23 protein-coding genes are annotated in these 24,911 nt (G+C 44.6%); 3 read left to right on the forward strand and 20 right to left on the reverse strand.

Going from position 1 to position 24,911, the window contains the following annotated elements; genetic code table 11:
* Position 1: 1 nt before the first annotated feature.
* The 16 genes from GVO60_RS10005 to sixA all read right to left on the reverse strand — a co-directional run bounded on the left by GVO60_RS10005 (position 2) and on the right by sixA (position 15,734).
* The gene (locus GVO60_RS10005) at positions 2-754 is read right to left on the reverse strand and encodes a heme ABC transporter permease (protein ID WP_159653503.1); all 753 of its coding nucleotides are present in this window, start codon (positions 752-754) and stop codon (positions 2-4) included.
* A gap of 110 nt (positions 755-864) precedes the next feature.
* The gene (gene ccmB, locus GVO60_RS10010; protein WP_159653505.1) at positions 865-1,533 is read right to left on the reverse strand and encodes a heme exporter protein CcmB; all 669 of its coding nucleotides are present in this window, start codon (positions 1,531-1,533) and stop codon (positions 865-867) included.
* 2 nt (positions 1,534-1,535) lie between these two features.
* Positions 1,536-2,156, reverse strand: coding sequence for a cytochrome c biogenesis heme-transporting ATPase CcmA (ccmA, locus tag GVO60_RS10015; RefSeq protein WP_159653507.1), 621 nt, complete (start codon positions 2,154-2,156; stop codon positions 1,536-1,538).
* A 189-nt stretch (positions 2,157-2,345) separates the two neighbouring features.
* Entirely contained in the window at positions 2,346-2,840 is a 495-nt protein-coding gene (locus GVO60_RS10020) for a DUF2802 domain-containing protein (protein ID WP_159653509.1), read from the reverse strand.
* Complete coding sequence (locus GVO60_RS10025; protein ID WP_008080703.1) at positions 2,840-3,334, reverse strand: chemotaxis protein CheW; 495 nt, start codon at positions 3,332-3,334, stop codon at positions 2,840-2,842. Before GVO60_RS10025 ends, GVO60_RS10020 begins: the two co-directional genes overlap by 1 nt.
* 37 nt (positions 3,335-3,371) lie before the next feature.
* Positions 3,372-4,493: a chemotaxis protein CheW gene (locus tag GVO60_RS10030; protein WP_159653511.1), complete on the reverse strand. Its 1,122-nt coding sequence runs from the start codon at positions 4,491-4,493 to the stop codon at positions 3,372-3,374.
* Positions 4,486-5,262 (reverse strand): ParA family protein, encoded by a 777-nt coding sequence (locus tag GVO60_RS10035; protein ID WP_159653513.1) that lies wholly within the window; start codon positions 5,260-5,262, stop codon positions 4,486-4,488. The genes GVO60_RS10030 and GVO60_RS10035 overlap by 8 nt, the downstream gene beginning before the upstream one ends.
* Positions 5,263-5,271: 9 nt before the next feature.
* Positions 5,272-6,393: a protein-glutamate methylesterase/protein-glutamine glutaminase gene (locus GVO60_RS10040; protein ID WP_159653515.1), complete on the reverse strand. Its 1,122-nt coding sequence runs from the start codon at positions 6,391-6,393 to the stop codon at positions 5,272-5,274.
* Between the two features lie 24 nt (positions 6,394-6,417).
* Positions 6,418-8,625: a chemotaxis protein CheA gene (locus GVO60_RS10045; protein WP_159653517.1), complete on the reverse strand. Its 2,208-nt coding sequence runs from the start codon at positions 8,623-8,625 to the stop codon at positions 6,418-6,420.
* 9 nt (positions 8,626-8,634) lie between these two features.
* Positions 8,635-9,354 carry a protein phosphatase CheZ gene (locus tag GVO60_RS10050; protein WP_159653519.1) on the reverse strand — a complete coding sequence of 240 codons (720 nt, stop codon included), beginning with the start codon at positions 9,352-9,354 and terminating at the stop codon, positions 8,635-8,637.
* Between the two features lie 36 nt (positions 9,355-9,390).
* The gene (cheY, locus tag GVO60_RS10055; protein WP_100753113.1) at positions 9,391-9,759 is read right to left on the reverse strand and encodes a chemotaxis response regulator CheY; all 369 of its coding nucleotides are present in this window, start codon (positions 9,757-9,759) and stop codon (positions 9,391-9,393) included.
* A 43-nt stretch (positions 9,760-9,802) separates the two neighbouring features.
* Positions 9,803-10,537, reverse strand: coding sequence for an RNA polymerase sigma factor FliA (locus tag GVO60_RS10060; protein WP_159653521.1), 735 nt, complete (start codon positions 10,535-10,537; stop codon positions 9,803-9,805).
* A complete protein-coding gene (locus tag GVO60_RS10065) occupies positions 10,530-11,417 on the reverse strand; it encodes a MinD/ParA family protein (RefSeq protein ID WP_162596540.1) in 888 nt (295 codons plus the stop codon). The genes GVO60_RS10060 and GVO60_RS10065 overlap by 8 nt, the downstream gene beginning before the upstream one ends.
* A 13-nt stretch (positions 11,418-11,430) precedes the next feature.
* Positions 11,431-12,906 carry a flagellar biosynthesis GTPase FlhF gene (gene flhF / locus GVO60_RS10070; protein WP_159653523.1) on the reverse strand — a complete coding sequence of 492 codons (1,476 nt, stop codon included), beginning with the start codon at positions 12,904-12,906 and terminating at the stop codon, positions 11,431-11,433.
* A gap of 29 nt (positions 12,907-12,935) precedes the next feature.
* On the reverse strand, positions 12,936-15,029 hold the full coding sequence (gene flhA / locus GVO60_RS10075) for a flagellar biosynthesis protein FlhA (protein ID WP_159653525.1): 2,094 nt from the start codon (positions 15,027-15,029) through the stop codon (positions 12,936-12,938).
* A 237-nt stretch (positions 15,030-15,266) separates the two neighbouring features.
* Complete coding sequence (gene sixA, locus GVO60_RS10080; RefSeq protein WP_159653527.1) at positions 15,267-15,734, reverse strand: phosphohistidine phosphatase SixA; 468 nt, start codon at positions 15,732-15,734, stop codon at positions 15,267-15,269.
* Positions 15,735-16,061: 327 nt separating this feature from the next.
* Here sixA and GVO60_RS10085 point away from each other — a divergent pair, with 327 nt between their 5' ends.
* Positions 16,062-18,836 carry an insulinase family protein gene (locus tag GVO60_RS10085; protein ID WP_159653529.1) on the forward strand — a complete coding sequence of 925 codons (2,775 nt, stop codon included), beginning with the start codon at positions 16,062-16,064 and terminating at the stop codon, positions 18,834-18,836.
* On the opposite strand, the gene GVO60_RS10090 is transcribed toward GVO60_RS10085, so the two are convergent.
* A complete protein-coding gene (locus tag GVO60_RS10090; RefSeq protein WP_159653531.1) occupies positions 18,828-19,427 on the reverse strand; it encodes a VOC family protein in 600 nt (199 codons plus the stop codon). The genes GVO60_RS10085 and GVO60_RS10090 overlap by 9 nt on opposite strands.
* A 243-nt stretch (positions 19,428-19,670) precedes the next feature.
* On the opposite strand from GVO60_RS10090, the gene argS reads away from it, so the two are divergent.
* Both argS and GVO60_RS10100 read left to right on the forward strand, forming a co-directional pair.
* Positions 19,671-21,404 carry an arginine--tRNA ligase gene (gene argS / locus GVO60_RS10095; RefSeq protein ID WP_159653533.1) on the forward strand — a complete coding sequence of 578 codons (1,734 nt, stop codon included), beginning with the start codon at positions 19,671-19,673 and terminating at the stop codon, positions 21,402-21,404.
* A gap of 103 nt (positions 21,405-21,507) precedes the next feature.
* Complete coding sequence (locus GVO60_RS10100) at positions 21,508-21,936, forward strand: HIT domain-containing protein (protein ID WP_159653535.1); 429 nt, start codon at positions 21,508-21,510, stop codon at positions 21,934-21,936.
* A gap of 52 nt (positions 21,937-21,988) precedes the next feature.
* Here the strand turns inward: GVO60_RS10100 and GVO60_RS10105 are convergent, their stop codons facing one another.
* Genes GVO60_RS10105 through GVO60_RS10115 form a run of 3 tightly spaced genes read right to left on the reverse strand, consistent with a single transcriptional unit; the run spans position 21,989 to position 24,719 of the window.
* Positions 21,989-22,219, reverse strand: coding sequence for a FeoC-like transcriptional regulator (locus GVO60_RS10105; protein WP_159653537.1), 231 nt, complete (start codon positions 22,217-22,219; stop codon positions 21,989-21,991).
* Positions 22,216-24,492, reverse strand: coding sequence for a Fe(2+) transporter permease subunit FeoB (feoB, locus tag GVO60_RS10110; protein WP_159653539.1), 2,277 nt, complete (start codon positions 24,490-24,492; stop codon positions 22,216-22,218). The genes GVO60_RS10105 and feoB overlap by 4 nt, the downstream gene beginning before the upstream one ends.
* Entirely contained in the window at positions 24,492-24,719 is a 228-nt protein-coding gene (locus GVO60_RS10115; protein ID WP_159653541.1) for a FeoA family protein, read from the reverse strand. Before GVO60_RS10115 ends, feoB begins: the two co-directional genes overlap by 1 nt.
* Between the last annotated feature and the right edge of the window lie 192 nt (positions 24,720-24,911).

Here is a 24,911-nt window from a genome sequence, read left to right on the forward strand (position 1 = left end):
TTTAGTTACCTCTCTGAGACTTAGCAGCAGCTAACTTCATCACCCATGGGCGGTGACTTTCGTTATTAATGATTTCATTGCGGAAGCGAACCATAGTCACCGCCCCAAAGAAGAAAGCAAAACCAAAAATATTTAGCAGCAACGGCCACAACATATCACTAGAGATCGATGGCTTTTCGAACTTAGTGATCGTGGCACCTTGGTGAAGGGTGTTCCACCATTCAACAGAGAAATGAATAATTGGCAAGTTAGCAACACCAACAATCGCCAGAATACCTGCGGCTTTGGATGCGGTCTTTTGATCATCAAAAGCGTGGTAAAGCGCAATTACACCCAAATAAAGGAATAGAAGAATGAGCTCTGCAGTCAGGCGAGCATCCCATACCCACCAAGCGCCCCACATAGGTTTACCCCATACGGCACCAGTAAGTAGAGCAATAAATGTGTAAACAGCACCGATTGGAGCCATCGCTGAAGCAGCAAGATCGGATAATCTAATTTGCCAAACTAAGCCAATAAAAGCGGCAATGGCCATCGACATATACACACCCATTGACCAAATCGCAGAAGGTACATGGATGTAAATAATTCTAAAGCTATCGCCTTGCTGATAGTCCGACGGGGCAAACGCTAATCCCCATACCGTACCTACTGATAAACACAGCAGTGCCAATATGGAAAACCAAGGTAGAAGCTTACCGCTGAGCTGATAAGCTGATTCGGGCTTGGCGTAAGGATGGAGCCATTTCCACATGTTTAATTCTCGCTCTTACTTCAGTGTTGTCTTATGTTCTAACGTCACAGAGACAATTATTGGTTTTGTAATTTATATAATGGGAAAATTTCGTGCTTGATCGAGAACAACTAATTGACGCTTACTCGCAATGCGGCACTAATTGCAAACGGTGTAAGGGTTAATGCTCCCATGAACATTGCACCCAAAATTGCCAATTGCCCGTTATACGCGATACCTAAAGATGCAGCATCAATCGCAGACGTGGCAAAAATTAAAATTGGTATGTAGAGCGGCAGTACAAGAAGGCTCAACAAAACGCCTCCTTTTTGTAACCCTACCGTCAGAGCTACACCAATTGCACCAATAAAACTCAATGTTGGCGTTCCGACAAGAAGAGTCAGCACAACAGCAAGCCAGGTGTTAAAGTCTAGCGACAGTAAAATCGCTAGCAATGGACTGATCAAAATGAGTGGCAAACCCGTCAATATCCAATGCGCAATCACCTTTGAGATCACGACAATCGGTAATGGGACAGGCATTAACATCATTTGTTCCAATGAACCATCTTGAAAGTCGTCACGGAACAACCTTTCCAGCGATAACAATGCAGAAAGGAGAGCTGCAACCCAAACTATCCCCGCCGCAATACGGGCTAGTAGGTTTGGCTCAGGGCCAATACTCAATGGAAATAAAGTGATGACAATGATGAAAAACCACAATGGGTTAAACACATCCGCTTGACGACGAAATGCAATCAACAGTTCACGACGAACGATACTATTCATAATGCCTATCATGATTAATCACCCAGTTTAATTTTTCTAAGTTTCGGGTTATCCGTGAACATATCTTGGTGGGTGGTTAATACCACAATGCCACCTTGCTCCGCATGATTAAGAAAAAGTGATTCCAAAACCTTAACCCCTTGCTTATCAATCGCAGTTAGAGGTTCATCCAGAATCCACAATTTGTGCTCGCTTAACCATAATCGAGCTAAAGCAACGCGGCGTTGTTGACCTGCGGACAGCTGCGCGACAGGAACATCTTCACGTCCGGCAAGACCTACTTTTAATAGTGCGTTGTAGATAGTTTCTTTATCGACGGGAGTCTTGGAGTGCACGTTCAGATAAAAACGTAGATTCTCATATGCAGTGAGCTCACGCTTTACGCCTGTAGAGTGACCAAGAAACAACAAATCTTCATGGTAAGCATCTCGGTTAGATTCGATGTTTTCACCGTTCCAGAAAATCTCACCATTATCTCGGTCGCCCAAGCCAGTCACAATACGCAGCAATGTTGTTTTACCGGTACCATTGCGGCCTTCTATCTGGACTAACTCACCGGAATCTATAGTAAAAGACAGGGATTCAAAGAGAATTCTTTCATCTCGGATGGCAGTAAGCTGAGATACTTCTAACATGGGCGGTCACTACTAAAATTTTGAGAATGTATATTACCACAGCCAGTTAAACACAAAACAGCATTAGACCTATACGAATCACGAAACTACGTAAGAATCTGTTAACAATTATACATATAGTGACTTATATACCACTAAATGGTTACATGCAATCATAAAAAAAGGTGCTAATCAGCACCTTGTTTATTTTTATCTTCTAACTGGACGTTTTTGTCGAACAGCTTTGTGTCTATCAGGACTGCTTTCCAAAGGAGGAACTTTTTCTTTGCCTGCTATTTTTTTCTGCAATGACATCATAAGTTCCGCTTCTGCTTTCGGCAATTCACACTCTTCAATCAGCTCATTAAGATCAGCACCTAGTTGTACCATCTTGCTTGCTCTTGAGTACATGCGCCCATCACTATCTTCTTGTTCTAGTTCTGTAATGCGCTCGTTTAAGTGCTGAATAATATCATGTTGCTCACTTACCCTTTGCCCTAAGCCAACAACGACTGATCGAACCTCAAGCAGTTGCTTGCTTGATTTTTGTAGCTCTTTATCTAAATGTCGATTCTGCTGACGAAGTTGATCCGCGACTTTTCTTTGGCTAGCTTTTACTCGCAATAACAGCAATAGCAAAAGCAGTACAACTAGAGCAACAGCCCCAGCGATTGCTGGAGCACTAGATAGAAAACCAACGTCCATTATAGGTGAGCCATCTCATCCCATTCTTCGTCTGTCAGTAGTTTGTTCAAGTCGACAAGGATAAGCAGTTTACCATCACGGTTGCTCACACCTTGGATGAACTTAGCACTTTCATCTGTACCAACGCTTGGCGTTGTATCGATTTCTGAAGAGCGCAAGTAAACGACTTCAGCAACACTATCCACCAAAATACCGATCACTTGGTGCTCTGACTCGATCACGATAATACGTGTGTTGTCGGTGATTTCACCTTCAATCAAACCAAAACGAGAGCGAGTATCGATTACCGTAACCACATTACCACGTAGGTTGATAATACCTAGTACGTAGTCTGGTGCACCCGGTACAGGAGCAATTTCCGTATAACGAAGAACTTCACGGACTTGCATTACGTTAATGCCGTAAGTCTCTTCCTCAAGCTGGAACGTCACCCACTGAAGCACTTCGTCATTAGACTGGTCCTTTCTTACTTCTACTTCATTAGTTTGAGACATACCTAATCCTCTCTATGCCTAAATTGGCACTCATGTTCTAATTATCTAATGCTTTGACATCAAGTCCTGCATTAAGCATAGCTATCAATGCTTCAACATGAATCAATGCACACATTTTTTCTTTTACCATTCCGGCAAGCCACGGGCGTTTTCCCGCAGTTTCTCGCCATCTAACCATACCTGGGTCAAGAGATTCAGTCCCCATTAACTGAGTGGAAGCTAAGCCCCACATACTCTCGCCAAGCATAACAATGTATTGATAAGCCTCTCTATGAGAGTCATCTTTCAATTTCTCAGGCATTACCCACTTTGCCGTATCCACAACGTCAAGTTGTGCCTCTCGACTGGTTTGTAAACCTAGATACCAAGCTGGTCGACCAATTAAATGATTGAGTTCAGCGATACGATGAATACCACCTAGCTCATCCAAAGGGACTGCAAAAGTCACGCTATTCACATCAAAGTATAAGACTTGAAACGAGACTTCTCGAACTCGCGTCTCCCATGTGCCTAACCCACTTGAACCTGATTGGGTTTGCAACTCAGTTTCCGTATCAACATGAGTCTCCACCTCCACGACTGGCTCTTCGACAATCACCTCTTCAATAATCGGTGTATCGAGCACTATTTCGATATCAGGTGTTTCTTCTGCTACGGGTTCCAAGTCCCATTCTTGAATCTCTTCAACTTCCACAACGGTTTCCGTCTTGACTTGAGTTTGAGCGATCTCAATCGTGTTCTGCTCGAGTATCTCTTCTAGATCAAGTTCAGCGACAGGATTCGTCGACTCAAGTTGTTTAAGCAGCCGCTCAACATCCTCAAGATTAGGAACTTCAACTTCTTCCGTTGGTAACTGGTAATAACTTTTTTCTTCGACGGACTGAAGCATTGGCTCCAATTCGTAATCAATAGCTGTTATTCGTGGCTCTGGCTCTGGCTCTGGCTCTGGCTCTGGCTCTGGCTCTGGCTCTGGCTCTGGCTCTGGCTCTGGCTCTGGCTCTGGCTCTGGCTCTGGCTCTGGCTCTGGCTCTGGCTCCGCAAGAATGGTCTCACCTTGCATAGAGTCGTCAAGCCATTGTTCATCTACACTTTCTTCAAGCAGTGCAGTAAAGTAATCATCTAACGCTTGTTCACTTGAGAGTAACGACTGGTTAGTCATTGATAGCCAGCCTCTCTAAGTAAATCAACAGCTGCTTATAAGCAAAGACCCCTCGGCTTCCAGATGCAAAGTGAGACACGGGAAGGTGTTTCAAACTCGCATCACGAAACTTTGTATCAATCGGAACAGCAGATGACCAAACCTGATCTGGATAATCTTTCTTCAGCTCTTGCAATGTTTGTAATGACGCTCGGGTGCGTTTGTCGTACATCGTCGGAACAATGGTCACTTTAAACGCTTGCCCACGTGATTTCTGCATAATCGCCAGCGTACGAACCATACGTTCCAACCCTTTCATCGCCAAAAACTCGGTTTGTACAGGAATTAGAATGCGATCGCTTGCTGCTAATGCATTGACCATCATGACACCCAAAATAGGCGGGCAATCAATCAGCACATAATCATAGTGCTGTTTTAGCGTATTGAGAGCTCTTTTTAGAATAAGCCCCATTCCGCTTCGGTTACCCATCACTCGATCAAGTGTCGCAAGAGACATATGTGCAGGAATAATATCGATTCCTTCAATGTCCGACTTCATGATCAACGGCTTAACACTATGCTCGTTAAACTCTTTCAATTGAAAAAGATCAAACAAGCTAACTGGAACGTTATCAGAATCGTAACCAAGGTAGGTTGTTAAAGATGCGTGAGGGTCCGTATCTACTAATAAGACGCGCTTCCCTTGCTTACTCAACAATCCTGCTAAGGTAATGGTAGTGGTCGTTTTACCGACCCCGCCTTTCTGATTTGCAATGCTCCATACAATCATGAGTGACCTCTATGCTAGACCTACTTCGACTAACATACGCTCTGCGATGCGATCTAAGGGTAAGTCTTCCGATGAAATCCCTGCTTTCGCTACCGCTTGTGGCATACCATAAACAACGCAGCTCTCTTCATCTTGAGCCCATATCGTTGCGCCCGTACCTTTTAACATGCGAGCGCCTTCACGGCCATCAGCTCCCATACCTGTGAGTACCATTGACAAAACTTGATCGGAGTAAATTTTCGCAGCGCTACCAAATGTCACATCAACGCAAGGCTTATAGTTCATACGCTCACCACCATCAATAATGCGTAGTTTTGCAGAACCTGGTCGACCATCGATCATCATCTGTTTACCACCCGGTGCAAGATAAGCAACCCCAGGCTTTAAAGCATCGCCATCTTCCGCTTCTTTCACCTGTATCTTGCAAAGTGAGTTCAAACGACTCGCAAAGGCCGCTGTAAACGTCGCTGGCATGTGCTGAATCAACACAATTGGGTGAGGATAGTTAACAGGTAACTTAGTTAAAATTTTCTGTAGCGCGACTGGACCACCAGTAGATGTACCAATCGCTGTTAATTGATACTTCTTACCTGATGCTTTAAAGCGAGTCGCGACTGTAGCTTTGACCGGTGCTGTGGCTCGTGGTTGTAGTGATGTTCTAGTCGTAGTTGCTGGCGCTGCGGTTGCCCTTGTTGGCGAACTTGGTGCCGCCACAGAACGACGCATCATCGCTCGACGAGAAGCAATCTGAATCACACGCTGCTGTAGCAAGGTTACGGCTTCATCACGATTGCGAGCGATATCTTCGAACTTCTTAGGCAAGAAGTCCAACGCACCCGCTTCTAACGCATCCAATGTTGCTTTCGCGCCATCATGAGTCAAAGAAGAAAACATCAAAATTGGAATTGGACATTTCGCCATGATTTCACGGACGGCTGTGATACCGTCCATCACTGGCATTTCAATATCCATTGTAATCACATCCGGCTTAATTTTTAGCGCTTTTTCAACCGCTTCTTTGCCGTTTGTCGCGACATCAATCACTTCTAGTTTTGCTTCAGAGTTAATGATTTCACTTACTCGTCGGCGGAAGAAACTCGAATCGTCTACAACTAATACTTTAATCGCCATATCTTTCCTTTTATATTCCGCGACTTAGATTCGAGAAGCAGCTGCGTACTGCTTAAGTAAATCTGGCACATCTAGGATAAGCGCTATATGACCATCACTAGTGATCGTCGCGCCTGCCATACCTGGAGTGCCTTGCAATAGATTATCAAGCGGCTTAATTACCACTTCTTCTTGTCCGATTAGAGTATCAACCACAAAACCAACACGTTGACTACCAATCTGAACAATCACAACATGCCCATGACCTTTGCGTAGTTCAACTTGGCCGGCTTGCGGTGCTAGCCAATTTTGTAGATAGAATAGAGGAATGGATTTTTCACGAACGATTATCGTTAGCTGACCATCAACCACGTTAGTGCGGCTTAGATCTAAGTGGAAAATCTCGTTCACGCTAGCCAAAGGCAGTGCAAATGGGTGGCCTGCAACCCCAACCATCAAGGTTGGTAGAATCGCTAGGGTCAATGGCACCTTGATGGTGATCTTTGTCCCTTTGCCCATTTCAGAATCGATATCAATAGAACCATTTAGAGTGTTGATCGCTGTCTTAACAACGTCCATACCTACACCACGGCCAGAGATATCCGAGATCTGCTCTTTACTTGAGAAGCCCGGCATAAAGATAAGGTTAAAACACTCTTTATTTGATAAACGAGAGGCAGCATCTTCGTCCATGATCCCACGTTTTACCGCAATTCCACGAAGTTTATCCGGGTCCATACCACCACCGTCATCAACGATAGCCAATTCGATATGGTCGCCCTCTTGAGCAGCAGATAGAATCACTTTACCTGTTCTAGGCTTGCCTGCTGCTGCACGAGCGTCAGGCATTTCTACACCATGGTCAACCGAGTTACGAACCAAGTGAATCAATGGATCCGCTAGGGCTTCTACCAGGTTTTTATCAAGATCAGTATCTTCACCGCGCATTTCAAGCGTGATGTCTTTGTTTAGGCTACGCGCCAAATCACGAACCACTCGAGGGAAGCGACCGAAAACTTTCTTGATCGGTTGCATTCGAGTCTTCATCACAGCGCCTTGTAGGTCTGCAGTAACAACATCAAGGTTAGAGACAGCTTTTGACATCTCTTCATCGTTGCTATTTAGACCTAAGCTCAATAGACGATTACGCACGAGTACAAGCTCACCCACCATATTCATAATGGTGTCTAGCGTTGAAGTATCAACGCGAACTGTTGCTTCAGCTTGTGGTTTCTTCGATTGAGTCGCAACTTCTTTCTTCGCCGCAGGTTTTGCTTCCGCTTTCACTGCTGGCTTAGGTGCAGGAGCGGGTGCCGCTGCTGGCTTAGGCGTAGGAGCTGGCGCAGGTGCTGGAGTCGGCTCACTTTTCACTTCAACTGGTTTAGTTGCAGCTTCTAGCTCTTCAGGCGATGGACCTTTGCCTGAACCATGCAACTCATCCAGTAGCTTTTCAAATTCCGCGTCGGTCATTAAATCGCTATCGCCCGCTGCGGATGAAGCTGCAGGAGCGACTGGCTTAGATGGTGGCGGCGGAGGTGGAACCGATGCTGTCGCTGGCGCGTTACCGACACCATGCAGTTCATCTAACAGTTTTTCAAACTCATCATCAGTGATGTCACCGCTCATATCGACTGCAGGTTGAGGCGCAGCTGCTGGCGCTGGCGCAGGTGATGAATCACTTGGTGCACCACCTTTTCCGTGCAGTTCATCGAGTAGCTTTTCAAATTCATCTTGAGTAATTTCATCAATAGAATTCGCAGAGACTTCTGTTTCAGGCTCAGGCGCTGCGACAGGCTCTTCTACAACAGGTTCTGGGATCGGAGCAGGCTCTTCAACTGTAGCTACTGCTTCATCTTCTGATTCTGGTCGGCTTAGACGATGAAGTTCATCTAGCAAAGATTGTTCTGCAGGAGGCAGAGACTCTTCTCTATCTTGAACTGCTTGAAACTGTTCGTTAACCGTATCTAGCGCTTTCAGCATGGTGTCCATCAAACTGGCACTTACTGAACGCTGACCATTACGCAAAATATCGAACACGTTTTCTGCACCGTGACATGTGTCAACGAGTTCTCCTAACGAGAGGAAACCCGCGCCACCTTTTACAGTGTGGAATCCACGGAAAATAGCATTTAAGAGATCTTTGTCGTCAGGATTGTTTTCTAGTTCTACCAACTGCTCGGAGAGAAGTTCCAGTATCTCCCCTGCTTCCACTAAAAAGTCCTGAAGAATATCTTCGTCTAAATCGTAGCTCATATGTTACCTCTAAAACCCAAGACTCGAGAGCAAATCATCAACTTCGTCTTGTGATGAAACGGCATCATCCCTTTCATGAGGGTTAAGTATCGGACCTTCCGGGTCCGTAGATGCATCTTTTTTGTTATCAGCGCTTTCATCCAACTGGCTAGTACTAAATGCCGTAAGGATTTCGACTAACCTACCTTCAACTTCATTAACCAAGGTAATAACACGCGAAATGATTTGGCCGGTTAAATCTTGGAAGTCCTGAGCCATCAGAATCTCAGTCAACTGGCCTCGAAGTTCCGAACTGTCCCCTTCGACTTGACTCAATAAATCGTCAATGTGGTGACACAATGCTTTGAACTCAGCAAGGTCTATTCGACCGTGCATCAACTCATTCCACTGAGGGCGAACCTTCAGCAGCCCTTCATGTAAGTTGTCAGCAATGGGCATACAGCGATCGACAGCATCCATCGTTTTGTTTGCTGCGACTTCTGTTTTATCAATGACGTATTGAAGGCGATCCCTGGCGTCTGGGATTTCGTCATTGGCAATTTCGCTCATACGCTGGTCAATCGTAAACTGCTTAAGCGATTCGTGTAGATCACGAGTCAGCTCACCTATCTCTTGAAGCATAGGATTCGAAGCACTGTCATAGATCTCTTTAAAAAGAGTATTTGCTTCTTGCTGTTGCTCGCTTTCAAGCAGCTCGACGAGTTGCTTTGCCTGTTCTAATGAAATCATTCTCAATGGCCTTTAACACCCAAAGTCTTACCTTGACTATAGACGCTCAAAAATCTTATCTAATTTTTCTTTTAGTGTTGCAGCAGTAAACGGTTTAACGATGTAACCATTCACACCTGCTTGTGCTGCTTCGATGATTTGCTCACGTTTTGCTTCTGCTGTGATCATCAATACTGGTAGGTGCTTGAGCTCGTCGTCTGCACGAATGTGCTTAAGAAGATCGATCCCCTGCATTCCTGGCATGTTCCAGTCAGTAACTACAAACTCGAACTCACCTTTTTTGAGCATTGGTAAGGCTGTTAGACCATCATCTGCTTCTTGAGTGTTATTAAAACCCAAGTCGCGAAGTAGGTTCTTAACGATACGGCGCATTGTTGAGAAGTCGTCAACAATAAGGATTTTCATGTTTTTATTCAAAATTGCCTCCACTGAGTTCGATATCAGTGTTTTACTCATTATTTGTCCATGCACTTAACTTTGTGCGTAGACGCTGCATTGATTGACTTAATATTTGGCTGACACGTGATTCGCTTACACCAATCACATCGCCTATTTCTTTCAAGTTTAACTCTTCATCGTAATAAAGCGAAAGTACTAGAGCCTCTCGCTCTGGCAAAGTTTTGATCGAATCGATCAATGCTTTGCGAAAATACTCATCTGCCACCCCTTTAAACGGGGTATTTGAGTCATCGTCGTCTTCTGGAGAAATTACATCTTCCGAGACACCCAAATCTTCAATCCCAACCAGGCGAGAGCAGTTTATATCCGTTAGTGCCGAATGATACTGCGATAAACTTAACCCTAAATGCTGAGCAATCTCGGCATCAGTAGGATCTCGATTCAACGTACCTTCAAGTTCTGCAATCGCTTGATTTATCTCACGACTATGTTTGTGTACAGAGCGAGGTACCCAATCACCACGTCTAATATCATCAAGCATAGCACCACGAATGCGAATACCAGCATATGTTTCGAAACTCGCGCCCTTACTACCATCGTAATTCTTTTGAGCTTCGAGCAAACCGATCATGCCTGCCTGAATAAGATCTTCAACCTGAACACTCGGAGGTAACCGCCCCAATAAGTGATGAGCAATACGCTTCACAAGCACCGAATATTTTTCTAAAAATGCTCGCTGACTATTTTGATTTGCGTACTGGTCATAGGTCAGGGCCTTATTCACCAAATGGTTCCTCTAGCATTTCGTTCCTATTCAATAAGCGTTCTACAAAAAACTCTAAGTGTCCACTCGGCGTTTTAGGAATTGGCCAAGTCAGTGCTTTATTTGCCAACGAACCAATTGCTAATGCAGCTGGAGAGCGCGGAAAAGCATCAACAACAATCTTTTGTTTCTTAACAGCTTGTCGAACTTTATCATCTAATGGAATACATGCTACGAGCTCAAGGCTAACATTCAAGAATCGCTCTGTGACCAAGGTCAACTTTGCGAACAATTCTCTGCCTTCACGGTAGCTTCTGACCATATTTGCAACGATTTTGAAGCGCTGGACGTGATGCTCTTTGCTCAACAACTTAATTAAAGCATATGCATCAGTGATTGACGTAGGTTCGTCACAAACCACAATTACAACGTCTTGTGCGGCACGTGAAAAACTAACGACCATATCAGATATACCGGCGGCCGTATCAATTAATAATACGTCCATTTCATCTTCAAGGCTACCAAAAGCTCTTATCAGGCCAATGTGCTGTGCATGACTGAGTTCAGTCATCGACTGAGTACCCGATGTCGCAGGAATGATGTTGATACCATGCGGACCTTGTACAATCGCATCCTTCAACTCACATTCACCAGCAAGAACATGGCCCAAGTTACGCTTAGGTCTAATACCCAACATAACGTCGACATTAGCAAGGCCGAGGTCAGCATCAAGTACCATGACTTTCTTACCTTGGCGCGCCATACAAATTGCCATACCTAACGTAACATTAGACTTACCGACGCCACCTTTACCACCTGTGACAGATATGACCTTTGTTAAAGAAGGTTGTGTTAAGCGGCGTAATCCGCTTGCTTGGTCTTGTATCATATTATTTGTCATAATCGTCCGCCGCCTAGAACCTTTCCGCTTCACTATTCCAGTAGTGAGGCTCATCATCTGTCGACTTCTCTAGTAATTCGTTTGCCTTGGCTACCATGTATTTTGGTTGAGCTATCACAATGTCTTCTGGTACACGCTGACCATTTGCGATATACGCAACGGGTAATGCGTTTTGTACTATCACACTGACAAACTCGCCGAGACTTAATGATTCATCAAGCTTAGTCAGAATACATCCCGACAATGGGATGCGTTTGAAGTGATCAATCGTTTCTTGTAACACCTTGCGCTGCGCAGTGGCAGGTAACACTAAGTAGCTATGAATGATTTCTCCACTCTCGTGCATCAATGTATCTAGCTGCTCAGATAACCTCACATCGCGCTGCCCCATACCTGCAGTATCAACAAGAATAAGGCGACGATTCCTTAACTGATATATTACATCGGCTAACTCTTTGGAATCTTTAGCGACTTTTACTGCACATCCCATAATTCGGCCATAAATCGCCAATTGTTCATGTGCACCAATTCGATAAGTATCGGTCGTGACGAGCGCTACGTTGTCTGCGCCCCACTCCATCGCTGCTCTTGCAGCAAGTTTCGCAACCGTGGTGGTCTTGCCAACGCCAGTAGGCCCTAACAAAGCAACAACACCGCCGCGTTTTAAAATGTCTTGTTTAGAAATTGGAATTTGGTCCGCGACTAGACCTAATAAGGCTTTCCACGCTTTAGTCGGAGGCGTATCTTCTGGGATATAACAAGCTAACTGATCGGCTAAATCGGAAGAAACACCCATACGCTCTAAGCGTTTGATCAACATAGCTCTAAGTGGCTCACGTCGCTCTACTTCCTGCCACATCAAACCTGAAACTTGGTGTTCTAAAAGACGACGAATAGACATCATCTCTTCTTTCATATCTTCCAAGTTCTCATTTGAAACGGAAGTTTCATTCGGCTTACCGCGCTCGTATCGACTAGGATCAAGGCGCGCTTCTGGACGTTCCACTCGGCGATCTTCTGCGATTAAGCGAGCCAATGGTGAATCTTCTTTCACCTGAACACGGTCGCCACCCGAACGTGCACTAGACTGACGTTGCAACAGTGCCGATAAGGAATCTGCACCTTGCTCATCTGTTTGCTCTTCTTCTGGACGACCAGAGCTGTACTGTTTCAGCATGTTCGCAAAACGCTGAGTCATAGAGCGCCCTGAATCTGCTTGAGTTTGCAAAGTCACTCGATCATCTTCAAGCTGTCGCTTTGACGGTGTTGGCAAAGAAGCAGGAGCTTGACGTGGAGTGTGTCTTGGGCTGGAACCATAGTTGTTATTTGTTGGACGACTGGAAGCACCATCGTTATCCACAGCAGCAACAATCTCTACACCGCCTGCGACTTTTTTATTCGACATGATCACCGCATCGTCACCTAACTCCCCTTTAACTTGGAGTAGTGCCGTACGCATATCTTTGGCAAAAAATCGTTTAATCTTCAATTTGGGTACCGTTTATTCCCGCATTAGAGCTAGTTACCAACCGCTTGGACAATGCGAATTTGTTTCTCATCTGGTATTTCTTGGTAGGAGAGTACTCTCAAGGAAGGAATCGTGTTCTTCACGAATTTCGCTAACGTTGATCGCAACACACCCGAGGTCAATAAAACAGCTGGTTCACCTTTAAGCTCTTGCTCTTGAGTTGCTTGGCTTAATGATGATTGTAGTCGCTCAGCCAAACCAGGCTCTATTCCCGCAGATTCACCACCAGAAGCCTGCATTGTCTGATGCAATATTTGTTCCAACTCAGGAATGAGAGTTATCACTGGTAATTCAGGCTCTATGCCATTGATTTCCTGAACAATTAGTCGTTTAAGGGCAATACGAACTGCGGCTGTTAAGATGTCAGGTTCTTGACTCTTACTTGAGTACTCGGACAAGGTTTGTACAATCGTGCGAATATCTCGGATAGGTACCGCTTCGTTAAGCAAGTTCTGCAGCACTTTCACGACCACACCCAGTTGCAATTGATCAGGAACGAAGCCTTCAATCAGTTTCGGTGTACTGCGACCAAGAACTTCAAGTAGGTTTTGCACTTCTTCGTGGCCGATTAGCTGAGAAGCATTGTTAGTTAGCAACTGGCTTAGATGTGTTGCAAGTACGGTAGATGAGTCCACCACGGTGTAACCTAATGCCTGTGCATGCTCGCGTTGCTCTTCACGGATCCAAACCGCCTCTAGCCCAAATGCTGGGTCGATAGTCGGCTCACCATCAATCATGCCATAGACCTGGCCAGGGTTAATAGCGAGCTCCATATCTGGGCGAATCTCAGCTTCACCAACCGCAACGCCCATCAAGGTAATTCGGTAGCTATTTGGGGTAAGTTCTAAGTTGTCACGAATATGAACCGCTGGGATCAAGAAGCCAAAGTCTTGAGACAGTTTTTTGCGTACGCCTTTCACACGCTCTAGCAGCTCTCCGCCTTGATCTTTATCCACCAGCGGAATTAAGCGATAACCGACTTCAAGACCCACAATATCGACAGGCTGTACATCGTCCCAAGAAAGCTCTTTAGGTGTTGGTGCATCGGCTTCTGTAGTTGCTGGTAGGTTTGGTTTTTCCGCTTCTTTCTTCTGTTTGCGTTGAATCCAGTATGCGCCACCGCCCGCGAGCGCAGCCAGCAACAAGAATGCAAAATGTGGCATCCCAGGTACGATACCCATCACGCCTAAGATCGCAGCTGTGATCATCAAGGCTTTCGGGTTGTCGAACATTTGGAATCTAAGCTGCTGGCCCATATCTTCGTCAGTGTTCTGACGAGTTACCATGATCGCTGCACCAATCGAAAGTAGTAGTGACGGAATCTGAGCAACCAGACCATCACCAATGGTTAACAGCGTATAAATCTGTAACGCTTCGGTAAAGCCAAGATCATACTGAGCCATACCAATCGAAAGACCACCGATGATGTTGATAAATAGAATCAAGATACCGGCAATCGCGTCACCTTTTACAAACTTAGACGCACCATCCATCGAACCGTAAAAGTCCGCTTCTTTGGTCACTTCCTGTCGGCGTGTACGAGCTTGGTCTTGATCAATCAAACCGGCATTCAAATCCGCATCGATCGCCATCTGCTTACCTGGTAACGCATCCAACGTGAATCGCGCGCTTACTTCCGAAATTCGCCCTGCACCCTTGGTAACAACCATGAAGTTAATGATCATCAAAATCAGGAAGACCACTAGACCTACCGCGTAGTTACCACCAATTACCACGTTACCAAACGCTTCAATTACGTTACCTGCAGCGCCTGGACCTTCATGGCCATAAAGCAATACAACACGCGTCGAAGCAACGTTTAACGCAAGGCGCAGCAACGTAGCGATCAAGAGCACAGTTGGAAAGGCAGCAAAATCGAGAGGTCTGCGTGTATAAACCGTCACCAACAACACGACCATTGAAAGCGCAATGTTAAACGTGAAGAAAAGGTCGAGTAAAAATGCCGGGATCGGCAGTACCACCATCGCCAAGGTAGCCAGAACCATGACTGGTGCGCCAATCGCAGGCATCGCTCTCTTAGGTAGCGGTGGTAACTTATTCGCAAAAGGTAAAGAAAACTTCATAGATAGGCGTTTATAATTGTCTATGGAAAGAAAAACTTAACTAGTTATGCAAGTTCCAGTCCATATAACATGTCAAATAAATGACTGATATTAGTGCTGATTACATCATTCATCAGACTATTTATGTCATTTCATTGTAGGTTTGCGTAATTTTAATTCAATGCACACAAATCGAATAGAAAAGGACAGCTTGCACGTAAAAAACATACAAGCTACGTCATAAATCCAGCGGTTAAGTTACTGTGGTTGAATATTAAATGCGACTTGGCCATTTCGACTCTCTGGCGAATAATCGATACAAATAAGGCCTGATGTAGGAAACATGGGCGGAGCCATATCCGTAACAAACTCAGCGGTTAAATAGCCAACTAAAGGAAGGTGGGAGACAAGCAGCACAGAATCCAGTTTGTCTACATCAATCAGCGCGTTAATGTATTCAAACACATCTTCTGAGTCTCCGTAAGGAGTGATGTCATCACTGGTTAACACTTGCTTAGCGTCGAAATGCTTAGAAATCTCAAACCACGTTTGTTGCGCTCGTAAATAAGGGCTGACAATCACTTTATCAAACTGTTGAAATCCTTGTTCGACGCAGGATTTGGCAACAGAAACCGACGCGCTACATCCTCTTTGCGTTAACGCTCGCTCTGCATCACTTGGTGCATAGTGCTCTGCTTCTCCGTGACGCATAATAAAAATCTTCATGGCTAAATCCTACACTGTTCTTCTGAAATGGCTTCTTGGTGATCATTACTAATCGTTGTTATTTGAACACCGCAATCTGAACTGTGCTCAGTTATTGCGCTCAAATTGATCACTCTCTCCGACAATTATATCAAGTAGCTTGATAAAGACTCTGACTTCCTTAACACTCTTTGGCTCCAAACGAATAACATCAATAAAACAATTTTGCTCAGATTTCTCAAACAGATAGTTTGCAGAGATCTATATCCGAGTCATAATTATTAAGTTAAATTGATCTCAAATTACCCAGTTCCAGCTCAACCGTCTTAATTCATTGGAGAGAGTCACGTGCATATTAGCCCTAATGACACCAATCAATATCGTTATCTTACCCTCAGTAATGGTATTAGGGTTTTACTCACTCACGATGAGAGCGCCCAAAAATCTGCGGCGGCATTGGCTGTAAATGTTGGCCACTTCGATGATCCTAATGACAGAGAAGGGTTGGCACACTACCTAGAACATATGCTGTTTTTGGGGACGGAAAAGTACCCTAAAGTTGGAGAATTTCAAAGTTATATTAGTCAACATGGTGGCAGCAACAACGCTTGGACGGGTACAGAACACACATGTTTCTTTTTTGATATTGCACCGAATGCCTTTCAAAGCGCATTGGATCGCTTTAGTCAGTTTTTTACTGCCCCTCTTTTTAATACCGAAGCTCTGGAAAAAGAACGTCAGGCAGTTGAGTCAGAGTACAAGCTCAAACTAAACGATGATTCACGCCGTTTATACCAAGTGCAAAAAGAACTCGTTAATCCCGAGCACCCATTCAGTAAATTTTCGGTTGGTAATTTAGAAACACTGGCAGACCGAGATGGTCAATCAATTCGAGATGAGATCATCGATTTTCATTACCAAGAATACTCCGCTGATTTAATGACACTTTCGGTTACTGGGCCGCAGAGCTTAGAAGAGCTGCAAATTTGGTGTGAAGAGAAATTCTCAGCGGTCCCAAATCACAATCGTTTTGGTAAATCGATAAACGTTCCGTACAGTGCAAAAACGTCGACCGGAATCCAAGTTAATGTAGAACCCGTTAAAGAGTTTCGTAAATTAATTATGACCTTTCCAATGCCGGGAATGGATCAATACTATCAATCAAAGCCACTCTCTTACTTTGCCCATCTACTCGGGGATGAAGGCGCTGGTAGCCTAATGCTGGCCTTAAAAGAAAAAGGTTGGATAACATCACTTTCAGCAGGAGGCGGAACCAGTGGCAGCAACTACCGTGAGTTTGCGGTAAGTTGCTCTTTGACCCCACTAGGGCTTGAGCATGCCGATCAGATAATCCAAGCCGTATTTAGCTACATTGAGTTAATCAAATCTCAAGGTATGGATGAATGGCGATATTTAGAGAAAAAAGCAGTTCTTGAATCCGCTTTTCGTTTTCAAGAACCAACTCGACCACTTGATCTTGTTAGTCATTTGGTTATCAACATGCAACATTATCAAGCTGAAGATATCGCCTATGGTGACTACATGATGCTTGGATATGACGAAGCCTTGCTATGCTCACTCGCTGAACACTTCACCATTGATAATCTGCGTGTCACTCTGATCGCCAAAGATCTTGAATATGACAAGACAGCGAAGTGGTATTTTACGCCTTACTCAGTACAACCTTTTACGGATGAGCAACGCGATTTCTACTCGAGCCCTACCGAATTAACATTTACGTTGCCGGAAAAAAACCCATTCATCTGTTATGAGTTAGACCCTCAATCCGTTGTTGAAACTCAAGCCACACCGCAAGTTATCGAGGAATTGCCGGGCTTTAAGCTTTGGCACTTACAAGACGACGAATTTCGAGTGCCAAAAGGGGTGTTGTATATAGCGATAGACAGCCCTCAAGCCGTATCGACTTCGCGTAACATTGTAAAAACGCGCCTTTGTGTTGAAATGTTTTTGGACAGCTTAGCCGAAGAGACGTATCAAGCAGAAATCGCAGGAATGGGCTACAACATGTACGCTCATCAAGGCGGGGTGACATTAACTGTTTCTGGATTTAGCAAAAAACAACCGGAATTGATGAAATTGATTTTGGAGCGATTTGCTAAGCGAGACTTTAGCCAACAACGCTTTGACACCATCAAAAACCAGATGTTACGTAATTGGCGAAATTCGACTCAAGATCGCCCAATTTCCCAACTTTTTAATGCATTGACCGGTATTTTACAACCTAACAACCCTCCATACTCTGCACTAATTGAAGCCCTTGAGTCGATAGAAGTTGATGAGCTTTCTAGTTTTGTTCAAGCCATCTTAGCGGAACTCCACGTAGAAATGTTTGTATATGGAGACTGGAACAAAGAAGACGCGATAAGCTTAGGCAATACTCTCAAAGATGCCCTTCGTGTACAGAACCAACAATATGAAGAGTCACTTCGCCCACTCGTTATGCTCGGCGAAAATGGCTCATTCCAACGTGAAGTCTTTTGCGATCAAGAAGATTCTGCAGTCGTTCTTTACTATCAATGTGACGATACAAGCCCAAGAAGCATTGCGCTTTATTCACTGGCGAATCACTTAATGTCGGCGACTTTCTTCCATGAAATACGCACCAAGCAACAATTAGGTTATATGGTAGGCACAGGCAACCTGCCACTAAATAAACACCCGGGGATTGTACTCTATGTGCAATCACCAAATGCTGCCCCAGTGGATCTGATCAGCTCGATTGATGAATTCCTCAATGCTTTCTACATGGTCTTGCTTGAGCTTAATGAGTATCAATGGCACAGCAGTAAACGAGGTTTATGGAATCAAATTGCAACTCCAGACACAACACTGCGCTCTCGGGCACAACGTTTGTGGGTCGCGATTGGCAATAAGGATGAGAATTTCAATCAAAAAGAAGTGGTATTGGAAGAGCTGAAAAAGTTAACTCGCACCGATATGATTCGTTTCGTTGTCAACGAGTTAAAACCAAGAACCGCCAACCGGCTCATCATGCACACGCAAGGCAATGCACACCATGAGTCGGAGCCATTAGATTTAGGGCTTGAGATTGGCTCTATTGAAGAGTTCCAGCTAAGACCAAAAGACGTTGAGCTAGGCTGACTGCTCTGATTCGACAATCTTTTTAAGCGAATGAGGGTGTAGCTTAATGCACACCCCATTGTGTTTAAACGCAACCGTTGGGTTATTCAAACGTTCGCCCTCACCTTTTGGACTAGATAGTTTGATCTTCACTCCTAACTCTTCGAGTCGACCATACTGGGAAGAGAATTCGGGAAACTGCTGTTTGATATCTTCTAGATAAGCCTCTGCACTCTCAGCTTGTGAAGGGACGACAAACTCCACATGCTCCCAACTCTGTTCAGGATAGATTTTCCCCGCAGCCGGATATGGCAACTCTAAGCATTCTATTGACCAATCATTTGCGTCAAGTGGTTGATTAAATTCGATAACAATAATCGGACGACCATTGATCATCGCATTTGAAATCTCTTTACCTGATTTTAGCCACTCTTGATGAGCTAATTGTGCCAGTTCTGCTTGATTAATGCGCAACGCAATATGATCAGCCTGAAAATCAGACAAATTAATATGCAAGATTTGACCTAACTCTTGGATTTTATGCATAAAATCGGTCAATTTCTCTTGCATCTGAACAGGCATTAATTCAGTATCAATCAGTCTCTGAGACATTTTCTTCCACCTAAAACATTAAATTTTCTCCAATAGTAACAAGATCATCAGGAAAAGTAGAAAATTTCCCAGTTCACTCCCTATAAGCGCGCCAATAAAGTTGCTATTATGTGCTCCAAATTATGAACTAGATCGAGATATGCATTCATTTCACCTTAGTGAATATTATTCAGGTTAAGCCCGCTGCTGCCTGATATGAGCAATGCATACCTAACCAATTCCCTAGAATTGAAGGAAGCGCGTGTGAATATCCAAGCACTTATTAATGACAAAGTTTCTCAGGCTCTTGAAGCCGCTGGCGCACCTGCAGGCAGCCCTGCAGCAGTTCGCCAATCTGCAAAACCACAGTTTGGTGATTACCAAGCGAATGGCGTAATGGGCGTAGCGAAAAAGCTAGGCACTAACCCACGCGAATTTGCACAGAAAGTATTGGATGTTCTGGACCTTGACGGTATCGCAAGCAAAACTGAAATTGCTGGCCCTGGCTTCATCAACATCTTCCTAAGTGAAGAATTCCTAGCAAAACAAGCAGAAGCAGCATTGGCTGATTCGCGTCTAGGTGTTGCCGCTGAAGAACAGCAGACTATCGTTGCAGACTACTCTGCACCAAACGTTGCCAAAGAAATGCACGTAGGTCACCTGCGTTCGACAATCATTGGTGACGCAGTTGTTCGTACGCTTGAATTCCTTGGTCACAAAGTGATTCGCGCAAACCACATCGGTGACTGGGGTACTCAGTTCGGTATGCTTATCGCTAACCTTGAGCGAGTACAAAAAGAATCTGGCGAAGTTTCTATGGAACTGTCAGATCTTGAAGCTTTCTACCGTGAATCGAAAAAGCTTTACGATGAAGACGAAGAATTCGCAGCGAAGGCTCGTAACTACGTAGTTAAACTGCAAGGTGGCGATGAGTACTGCGCAGAAATGTGGAAGAAACTCGTTGACGTTACTATGGTTCAAAACCAACGTAACTACGATCGTCTAAACGTTTCACTAACTCGTGATGACGTTATGGGCGAAAGTATGTACAACGACATGCTTCCTGGCATTGTTGCTGACCTTAAAGAACAAGGTCTAGCTCAAGAAGATGATGGCGCGCAAGTTGTCTTCCTTGAAGAGTACAAAAACAAAGACGGTGAAGCGATGGGTGTTATCATCCAAAAACGCGACGGCGGCTTCCTGTACACAACAACGGATATCGCATGTGCGAAATACCGTTACGAAACATTAGGCGCAAACCGCGTACTTTACTTCATCGACTCTCGTCAGCACCAACACCTAATGCAAGCTTGGACAATCGTTCGCAAAGCAGGCTACGTACCAGAAGAAGTCTCTCTAGAGCACCACGCATTCGGCATGATGCTAGGTAAAGATGGTCGTCCATTCAAGACTCGCGCAGGTGGTACTGTTCGCCTAGCGGATCTTCTAGACGAAGCGGAAGAGCGCGCTATCAAACTGATCGAATCTAAGAACCCAGGTCTTGATGCTGAAGAGAAGACAAACATTGCGAACACAGTAGCAATGGCGGCAGTTAAGTACGCAGACCTTTCTAAGCACCGTACTACTGACTACGTGTTCGATTGGGACAACATGCTAGCGTTTGAAGGTAACACTGCACCATACATGCAGTACGCTTACACTCGTGTTGCTTCTATCTTTGCAAAAGCAGGTATCTCTATGGAGAACCTAGCTGGCGAAATCAAAGTAACAGAAGAGAAAGAAAAAGCACTGATCGCGAAGCTGATGCAGTTCGAAGAAGCCGTTCAGTCTGTTGCTCGTGAAGGTCAGCCTCACATCATGTGTAGCTACCTATTCGAACTAGCAGGTCAGTTCTCTGGTTTCTATGAAGCATGCCCAATCCTTAACACTGAAGACGAGTCAGTGAAACAGAGCCGATTGAAACTTGCTGCGTTGACAGCTAAGACCATCAAGCAAGGCCTATCTCTACTGGGTATCGAAACTCTAGATCGCATGTAAGTGCCTCTAAAGCAGAGATAACAACAAAGGTTGACGTGAGAGCGTCAACCTTTGTTTTATTTGCAGTATACTCAGCCTAACACCATTGTTATGGATCTAAACTATGAGCTTTGAACTCCACCCTCAACTTGCTAAAGACACCACAATTATTGGCCACTTCCCACTGTGTATCACTTTATTACACAGAGACAATGCGGTGCCTTGGGTGATTCTTGTACCTAAACGAGACAACTTGAAAGAGCTACATCACCTACCAATGCAAGAGCAACAGCAGTTCCTACTTGAATCTCAAGCTGTCAGCCAAGCGCTAGAAGCAACCTTTCAACCAGACAAACTCAACTTGGGTGCTTTAGGCAATATGGTACCTCAACTGCACATCCATCATATCGCTCGCTTTAAAGATGATGTCGCGTGGCCAGGACCGGTTTGGGGAAATACTCAAGGCGCATTTCGTACCGAAGAAGAACAAGCAGCGCTGCAAACTCGAATCGGAAATGTTCTTTCCTTAAGCAGCCTGTTCAACTTAATCTAGACAATAAAAATGCCGCTCAAAAATGAGCGGCATTTTTAGATTCATCACTTGGTTACATCGTGACAGTCAGAGCCAACGCATTACTATCGACTTTGGCATAGCGGACTCGCGTCACATGCTGCGCGGCATTAGTATCAACAAGGCGAGAGATCACGCCCTTACGAATCCACACTGATAACATCGCATCCACGCCATCTTCGCTCAAACAAAACTGCTTGGCTAAATCACGCTGAGATACACTACCATTTTGGTCAATATACTGCTTTAGCTCTGTCAAAATCATGCTGTTTGTACCTCTAATGGCATTAGTTGTTTCTTGCCCGCCGCTTTAAGAAGTCGATAGGTGACAAAACTCACCAGTAAAATCACTGAAATCCACGCAGAACTTGTAGTTGGATGATCCGCAAAGTGAGCAGCTTGGTAATACAATGTCGCACCGCCGTATGCTAAACCCATCGTCCACACCGCAATAAAGCGCGCATACTTTTGTCCGAACTCACGTACATAAGCACCCATTGCAGCAACACAAGGCGTGTACAGTAAAATGAAGATTAAGTACGCAAATGCTGCGTGGCTTGAAGCAAAATGACCTTTAAGGTTACCGAAAATAGAAGCGTCCACTTCTTGGTCTTCAGCAACCGCTTGGCTATCAGTCAAATCACCGACTTCAATACCAAGAGGATCTGAATAGCTAAGACCTGATAGATTATCCGGAATAGACATAACCGCTTCTTCTAGGCTAGCCATTAGATCGTATTCAGCACCCTCTTCGTCGCTTGGAGCGTAGAGACTGTTTAACGTACCTACAACCGCTTCTTTAGCAAAAATACCAGTAATGATGCCAACTGTTGCTGGCCAGTTGTCGCTCTCGATACCAATTGGGGCAAAGACAGGCGTCACGACTTGTGAAACTTTAGATAGCACAGAGTTTTCGCTATCTTCATTACCAAATGAGCCATCCGTACCGACTGAGTTTAGGAAGCTCAAAATAGTCACAACCATGACAATCGTTTTACCCGCACCCAATACAAAGCGTTTTAGCTTCTGCCAAGTTTTAATCACAACATTGCGCATGGTTGGCAATTCGTAATCTGGCATTTCCATTACTAGGCTGTCACTTGAACCTGGGTACAGCGTATGCTTTAGCACTAGGCCAGTAAACACGGCCGCAACGATACCTAATAGGTACAAGGCAAATACGATATTTTGGCCACTTTCAGGAAAGAATGCCGCCGCAAACAATGCGTATACTGGTAGACGAGCACCACATGACATAAATGGTGCCATCGATGCTGCGAGCTTACGCTCACGTTCTTGATCTAACGTACGAGTCGCCATGATAGATGGCACATTACAACCAAAACCAAGAACGAGTGGCACAAATGCTTTACCTGGTAAGCCAATCTTTTGCATCACTTTATCAAGTACAAATGCTGCACGAGACATATAGCCCGAACTTTCGAGGACTGCCAAGAACAAGTACAAACAAGCGATAACAGGGATAAAGGTCGCTACCGTTTGTACACCACCGCCAACGCCGTCAGCGATCAGTGTGACTAACCACACCGGCAAATGATCATCTAGAAGATAATGACCTCCATCAACCAATAATGCACCGACGCCGATATCGAAGAAATCAATGAACGCGCTACCAATGTTAATGGAGAACATGAACATCAAGTACATAACAACGAAGAAAAACGGTACCCCTACCCACTTATTCAGGATTACGTTGTCAACTTTTTCGGTGAAACTATGGCTGAGTTTACCTTCTGCGCGACGAACTTTTTTACACTGATCGTGCAGAAAAGAGTACTTCACATCTGCCACTAGAAGATCAATATCGATATTTACTTGCTTTTGCTCAGCTAGGATTTCTTCACGCTCATGCTGTGGCAATACGTTCAGAACCAATAGATCGTTTTCTAACGCACGAATAGCCAAGGCACGTGCCGCAGCTTCTGTTTGATTCTGAAATATTGGTTCTATTCGAGTAATTGCCTCTTCAAAGTCAGAGCCGTAATCCAAACGAAGTTCGTCTAGTGCAACGCCTTGAACCAAAGCTTTATGTAAACGCTCTTTAAATGCCTGAACTTGAGAGCGGTTGTTTGCTGAAATAGCAAACACAGGGCAACCTAGCATTTTCTCCAATGCTTTAAGGTCGATAGTTTGACGTTCACGCTTTAGGGCATCCATTTTGTTTAGGACGACAATCATAGGGCGACCTAATTCACGCAACTGTAGCGTCATGTACAAGCTACGCTCAAGACATGTCGCATCCACTACATTAATAATCAAGTCGGCTGGATGGGTTAAAACCGCACGAGAAGCGATCGATTCATCAATACTGTTGCCATCATTACCACTATCTAATGCATAAATGCCCGGTAAATCGGTAAGCAAAAATTGGTCACTAGAATGTGAGTACTTACCTGTTTTCTTTTCTACCGTTACACCTGCCCAGTTACCTACTTGCTGTTTCGCACCCGTTAGGCCATTGAACAATGTCGTCTTACCGCTATTTGGGTTACCGACCGTTAGAATTTGATATTCCATTAGTTCACCTCCACAGAAATAGAATCAGCAATATTGACGCGAACCGCCAACGAAACACCGCGGACTTCCACTTGTAAAGGATCCCCCATTGGTGCTCTTCGGATGAGCGTGACAGGAGTTTGAGGAAGTAGCCCCATCACCATTAATTTTTTTCGTACGTCATTAGAGAGCTCGGTAAAACCAGTGATAGTAGCTTTTTGCCCTTGTTGTAATTCTGAGAGTTTCATAAACAGGCCAGTCATATACAAATGAGAAATATTTTTATTAACGATTGCAATACTATCTCCGATGCCTATAGCAGATCTTGTCTGAAATCAATTTTTCCATTTTTGGTGTCGTCGCTTTCGTTAAAAAAAATCACGTCAAAAACGTCAATAACGTAAGACAAAGTTCACACCTCTTCTTTCTAGTAAAGGTAA

Origin of the sequence: Vibrio atypicus (assembly GCF_009811315.1) — a bacterium.
Taxonomy (GTDB): domain Bacteria; phylum Pseudomonadota; class Gammaproteobacteria; order Enterobacterales; family Vibrionaceae; genus Vibrio; species Vibrio atypicus.

What these genes read in the sequence shown, in the direction of transcription:
- sixA (WP_159653527.1), bottom strand. Translation starts at nt 15,734, where the DNA reads ATGAAGATTTTTATTATGCGTCACGGAGAAGCAGAGCACTATGCACCA.
- GVO60_RS10065 (WP_162596540.1), bottom strand. Translation starts at nt 11,417, where the DNA reads ATGACAAATAATATGATACAAGACCAAGCAAGCGGATTACGCCGCTTA.
- GVO60_RS10115 (WP_159653541.1), bottom strand. Translation starts at nt 24,719, where the DNA reads ATGAAACTCTCAGAATTACAACAAGGGCAAAAAGCTACTATCACTGGT.
- ccmB (WP_159653505.1), bottom strand. Translation starts at nt 1,533, where the DNA reads ATGATAGGCATTATGAATAGTATCGTTCGTCGTGAACTGTTGATTGCA.
- GVO60_RS10105 (WP_159653537.1), bottom strand. Translation starts at nt 22,219, where the DNA reads ATGATTTTGACAGAGCTAAAGCAGTATATTGACCAAAATGGTAGTGTA.
- GVO60_RS10020 (WP_159653509.1), bottom strand. Translation starts at nt 2,840, where the DNA reads ATGGACGTTGGTTTTCTATCTAGTGCTCCAGCAATCGCTGGGGCTGTT.
- GVO60_RS10050 (WP_159653519.1), bottom strand. Translation starts at nt 9,354, where the DNA reads ATGATTTCATTAGAACAGGCAAAGCAACTCGTCGAGCTGCTTGAAAGC.
- GVO60_RS10045 (WP_159653517.1), bottom strand. Translation starts at nt 8,625, where the DNA reads ATGAGCTACGATTTAGACGAAGATATTCTTCAGGACTTTTTAGTGGAA.
- GVO60_RS10005 (WP_159653503.1), bottom strand. Translation starts at nt 754, where the DNA reads ATGTGGAAATGGCTCCATCCTTACGCCAAGCCCGAATCAGCTTATCAG.
- cheY (WP_100753113.1), bottom strand. Translation starts at nt 9,759, where the DNA reads ATGAAAATCCTTATTGTTGACGACTTCTCAACAATGCGCCGTATCGTT.
- flhA (WP_159653525.1), bottom strand. Translation starts at nt 15,029, where the DNA reads ATGAAGTTTTCTTTACCTTTTGCGAATAAGTTACCACCGCTACCTAAG.
- feoB (WP_159653539.1), bottom strand. Translation starts at nt 24,492, where the DNA reads ATGGAATATCAAATTCTAACGGTCGGTAACCCAAATAGCGGTAAGACG.
- GVO60_RS10025 (WP_008080703.1), bottom strand. Translation starts at nt 3,334, where the DNA reads ATGTCTCAAACTAATGAAGTAGAAGTAAGAAAGGACCAGTCTAATGAC.
- GVO60_RS10030 (WP_159653511.1), bottom strand. Translation starts at nt 4,493, where the DNA reads ATGACTAACCAGTCGTTACTCTCAAGTGAACAAGCGTTAGATGATTAC.
- GVO60_RS10035 (WP_159653513.1), bottom strand. Translation starts at nt 5,262, where the DNA reads ATGATTGTATGGAGCATTGCAAATCAGAAAGGCGGGGTCGGTAAAACG.
- ccmA (WP_159653507.1), bottom strand. Translation starts at nt 2,156, where the DNA reads ATGTTAGAAGTATCTCAGCTTACTGCCATCCGAGATGAAAGAATTCTC.
- GVO60_RS10040 (WP_159653515.1), bottom strand. Translation starts at nt 6,393, where the DNA reads ATGGCGATTAAAGTATTAGTTGTAGACGATTCGAGTTTCTTCCGCCGA.
- GVO60_RS10100 (WP_159653535.1), top strand. Translation starts at nt 21,508, where the DNA reads ATGAGCTTTGAACTCCACCCTCAACTTGCTAAAGACACCACAATTATT.
- GVO60_RS10090 (WP_159653531.1), bottom strand. Translation starts at nt 19,427, where the DNA reads ATGTCTCAGAGACTGATTGATACTGAATTAATGCCTGTTCAGATGCAA.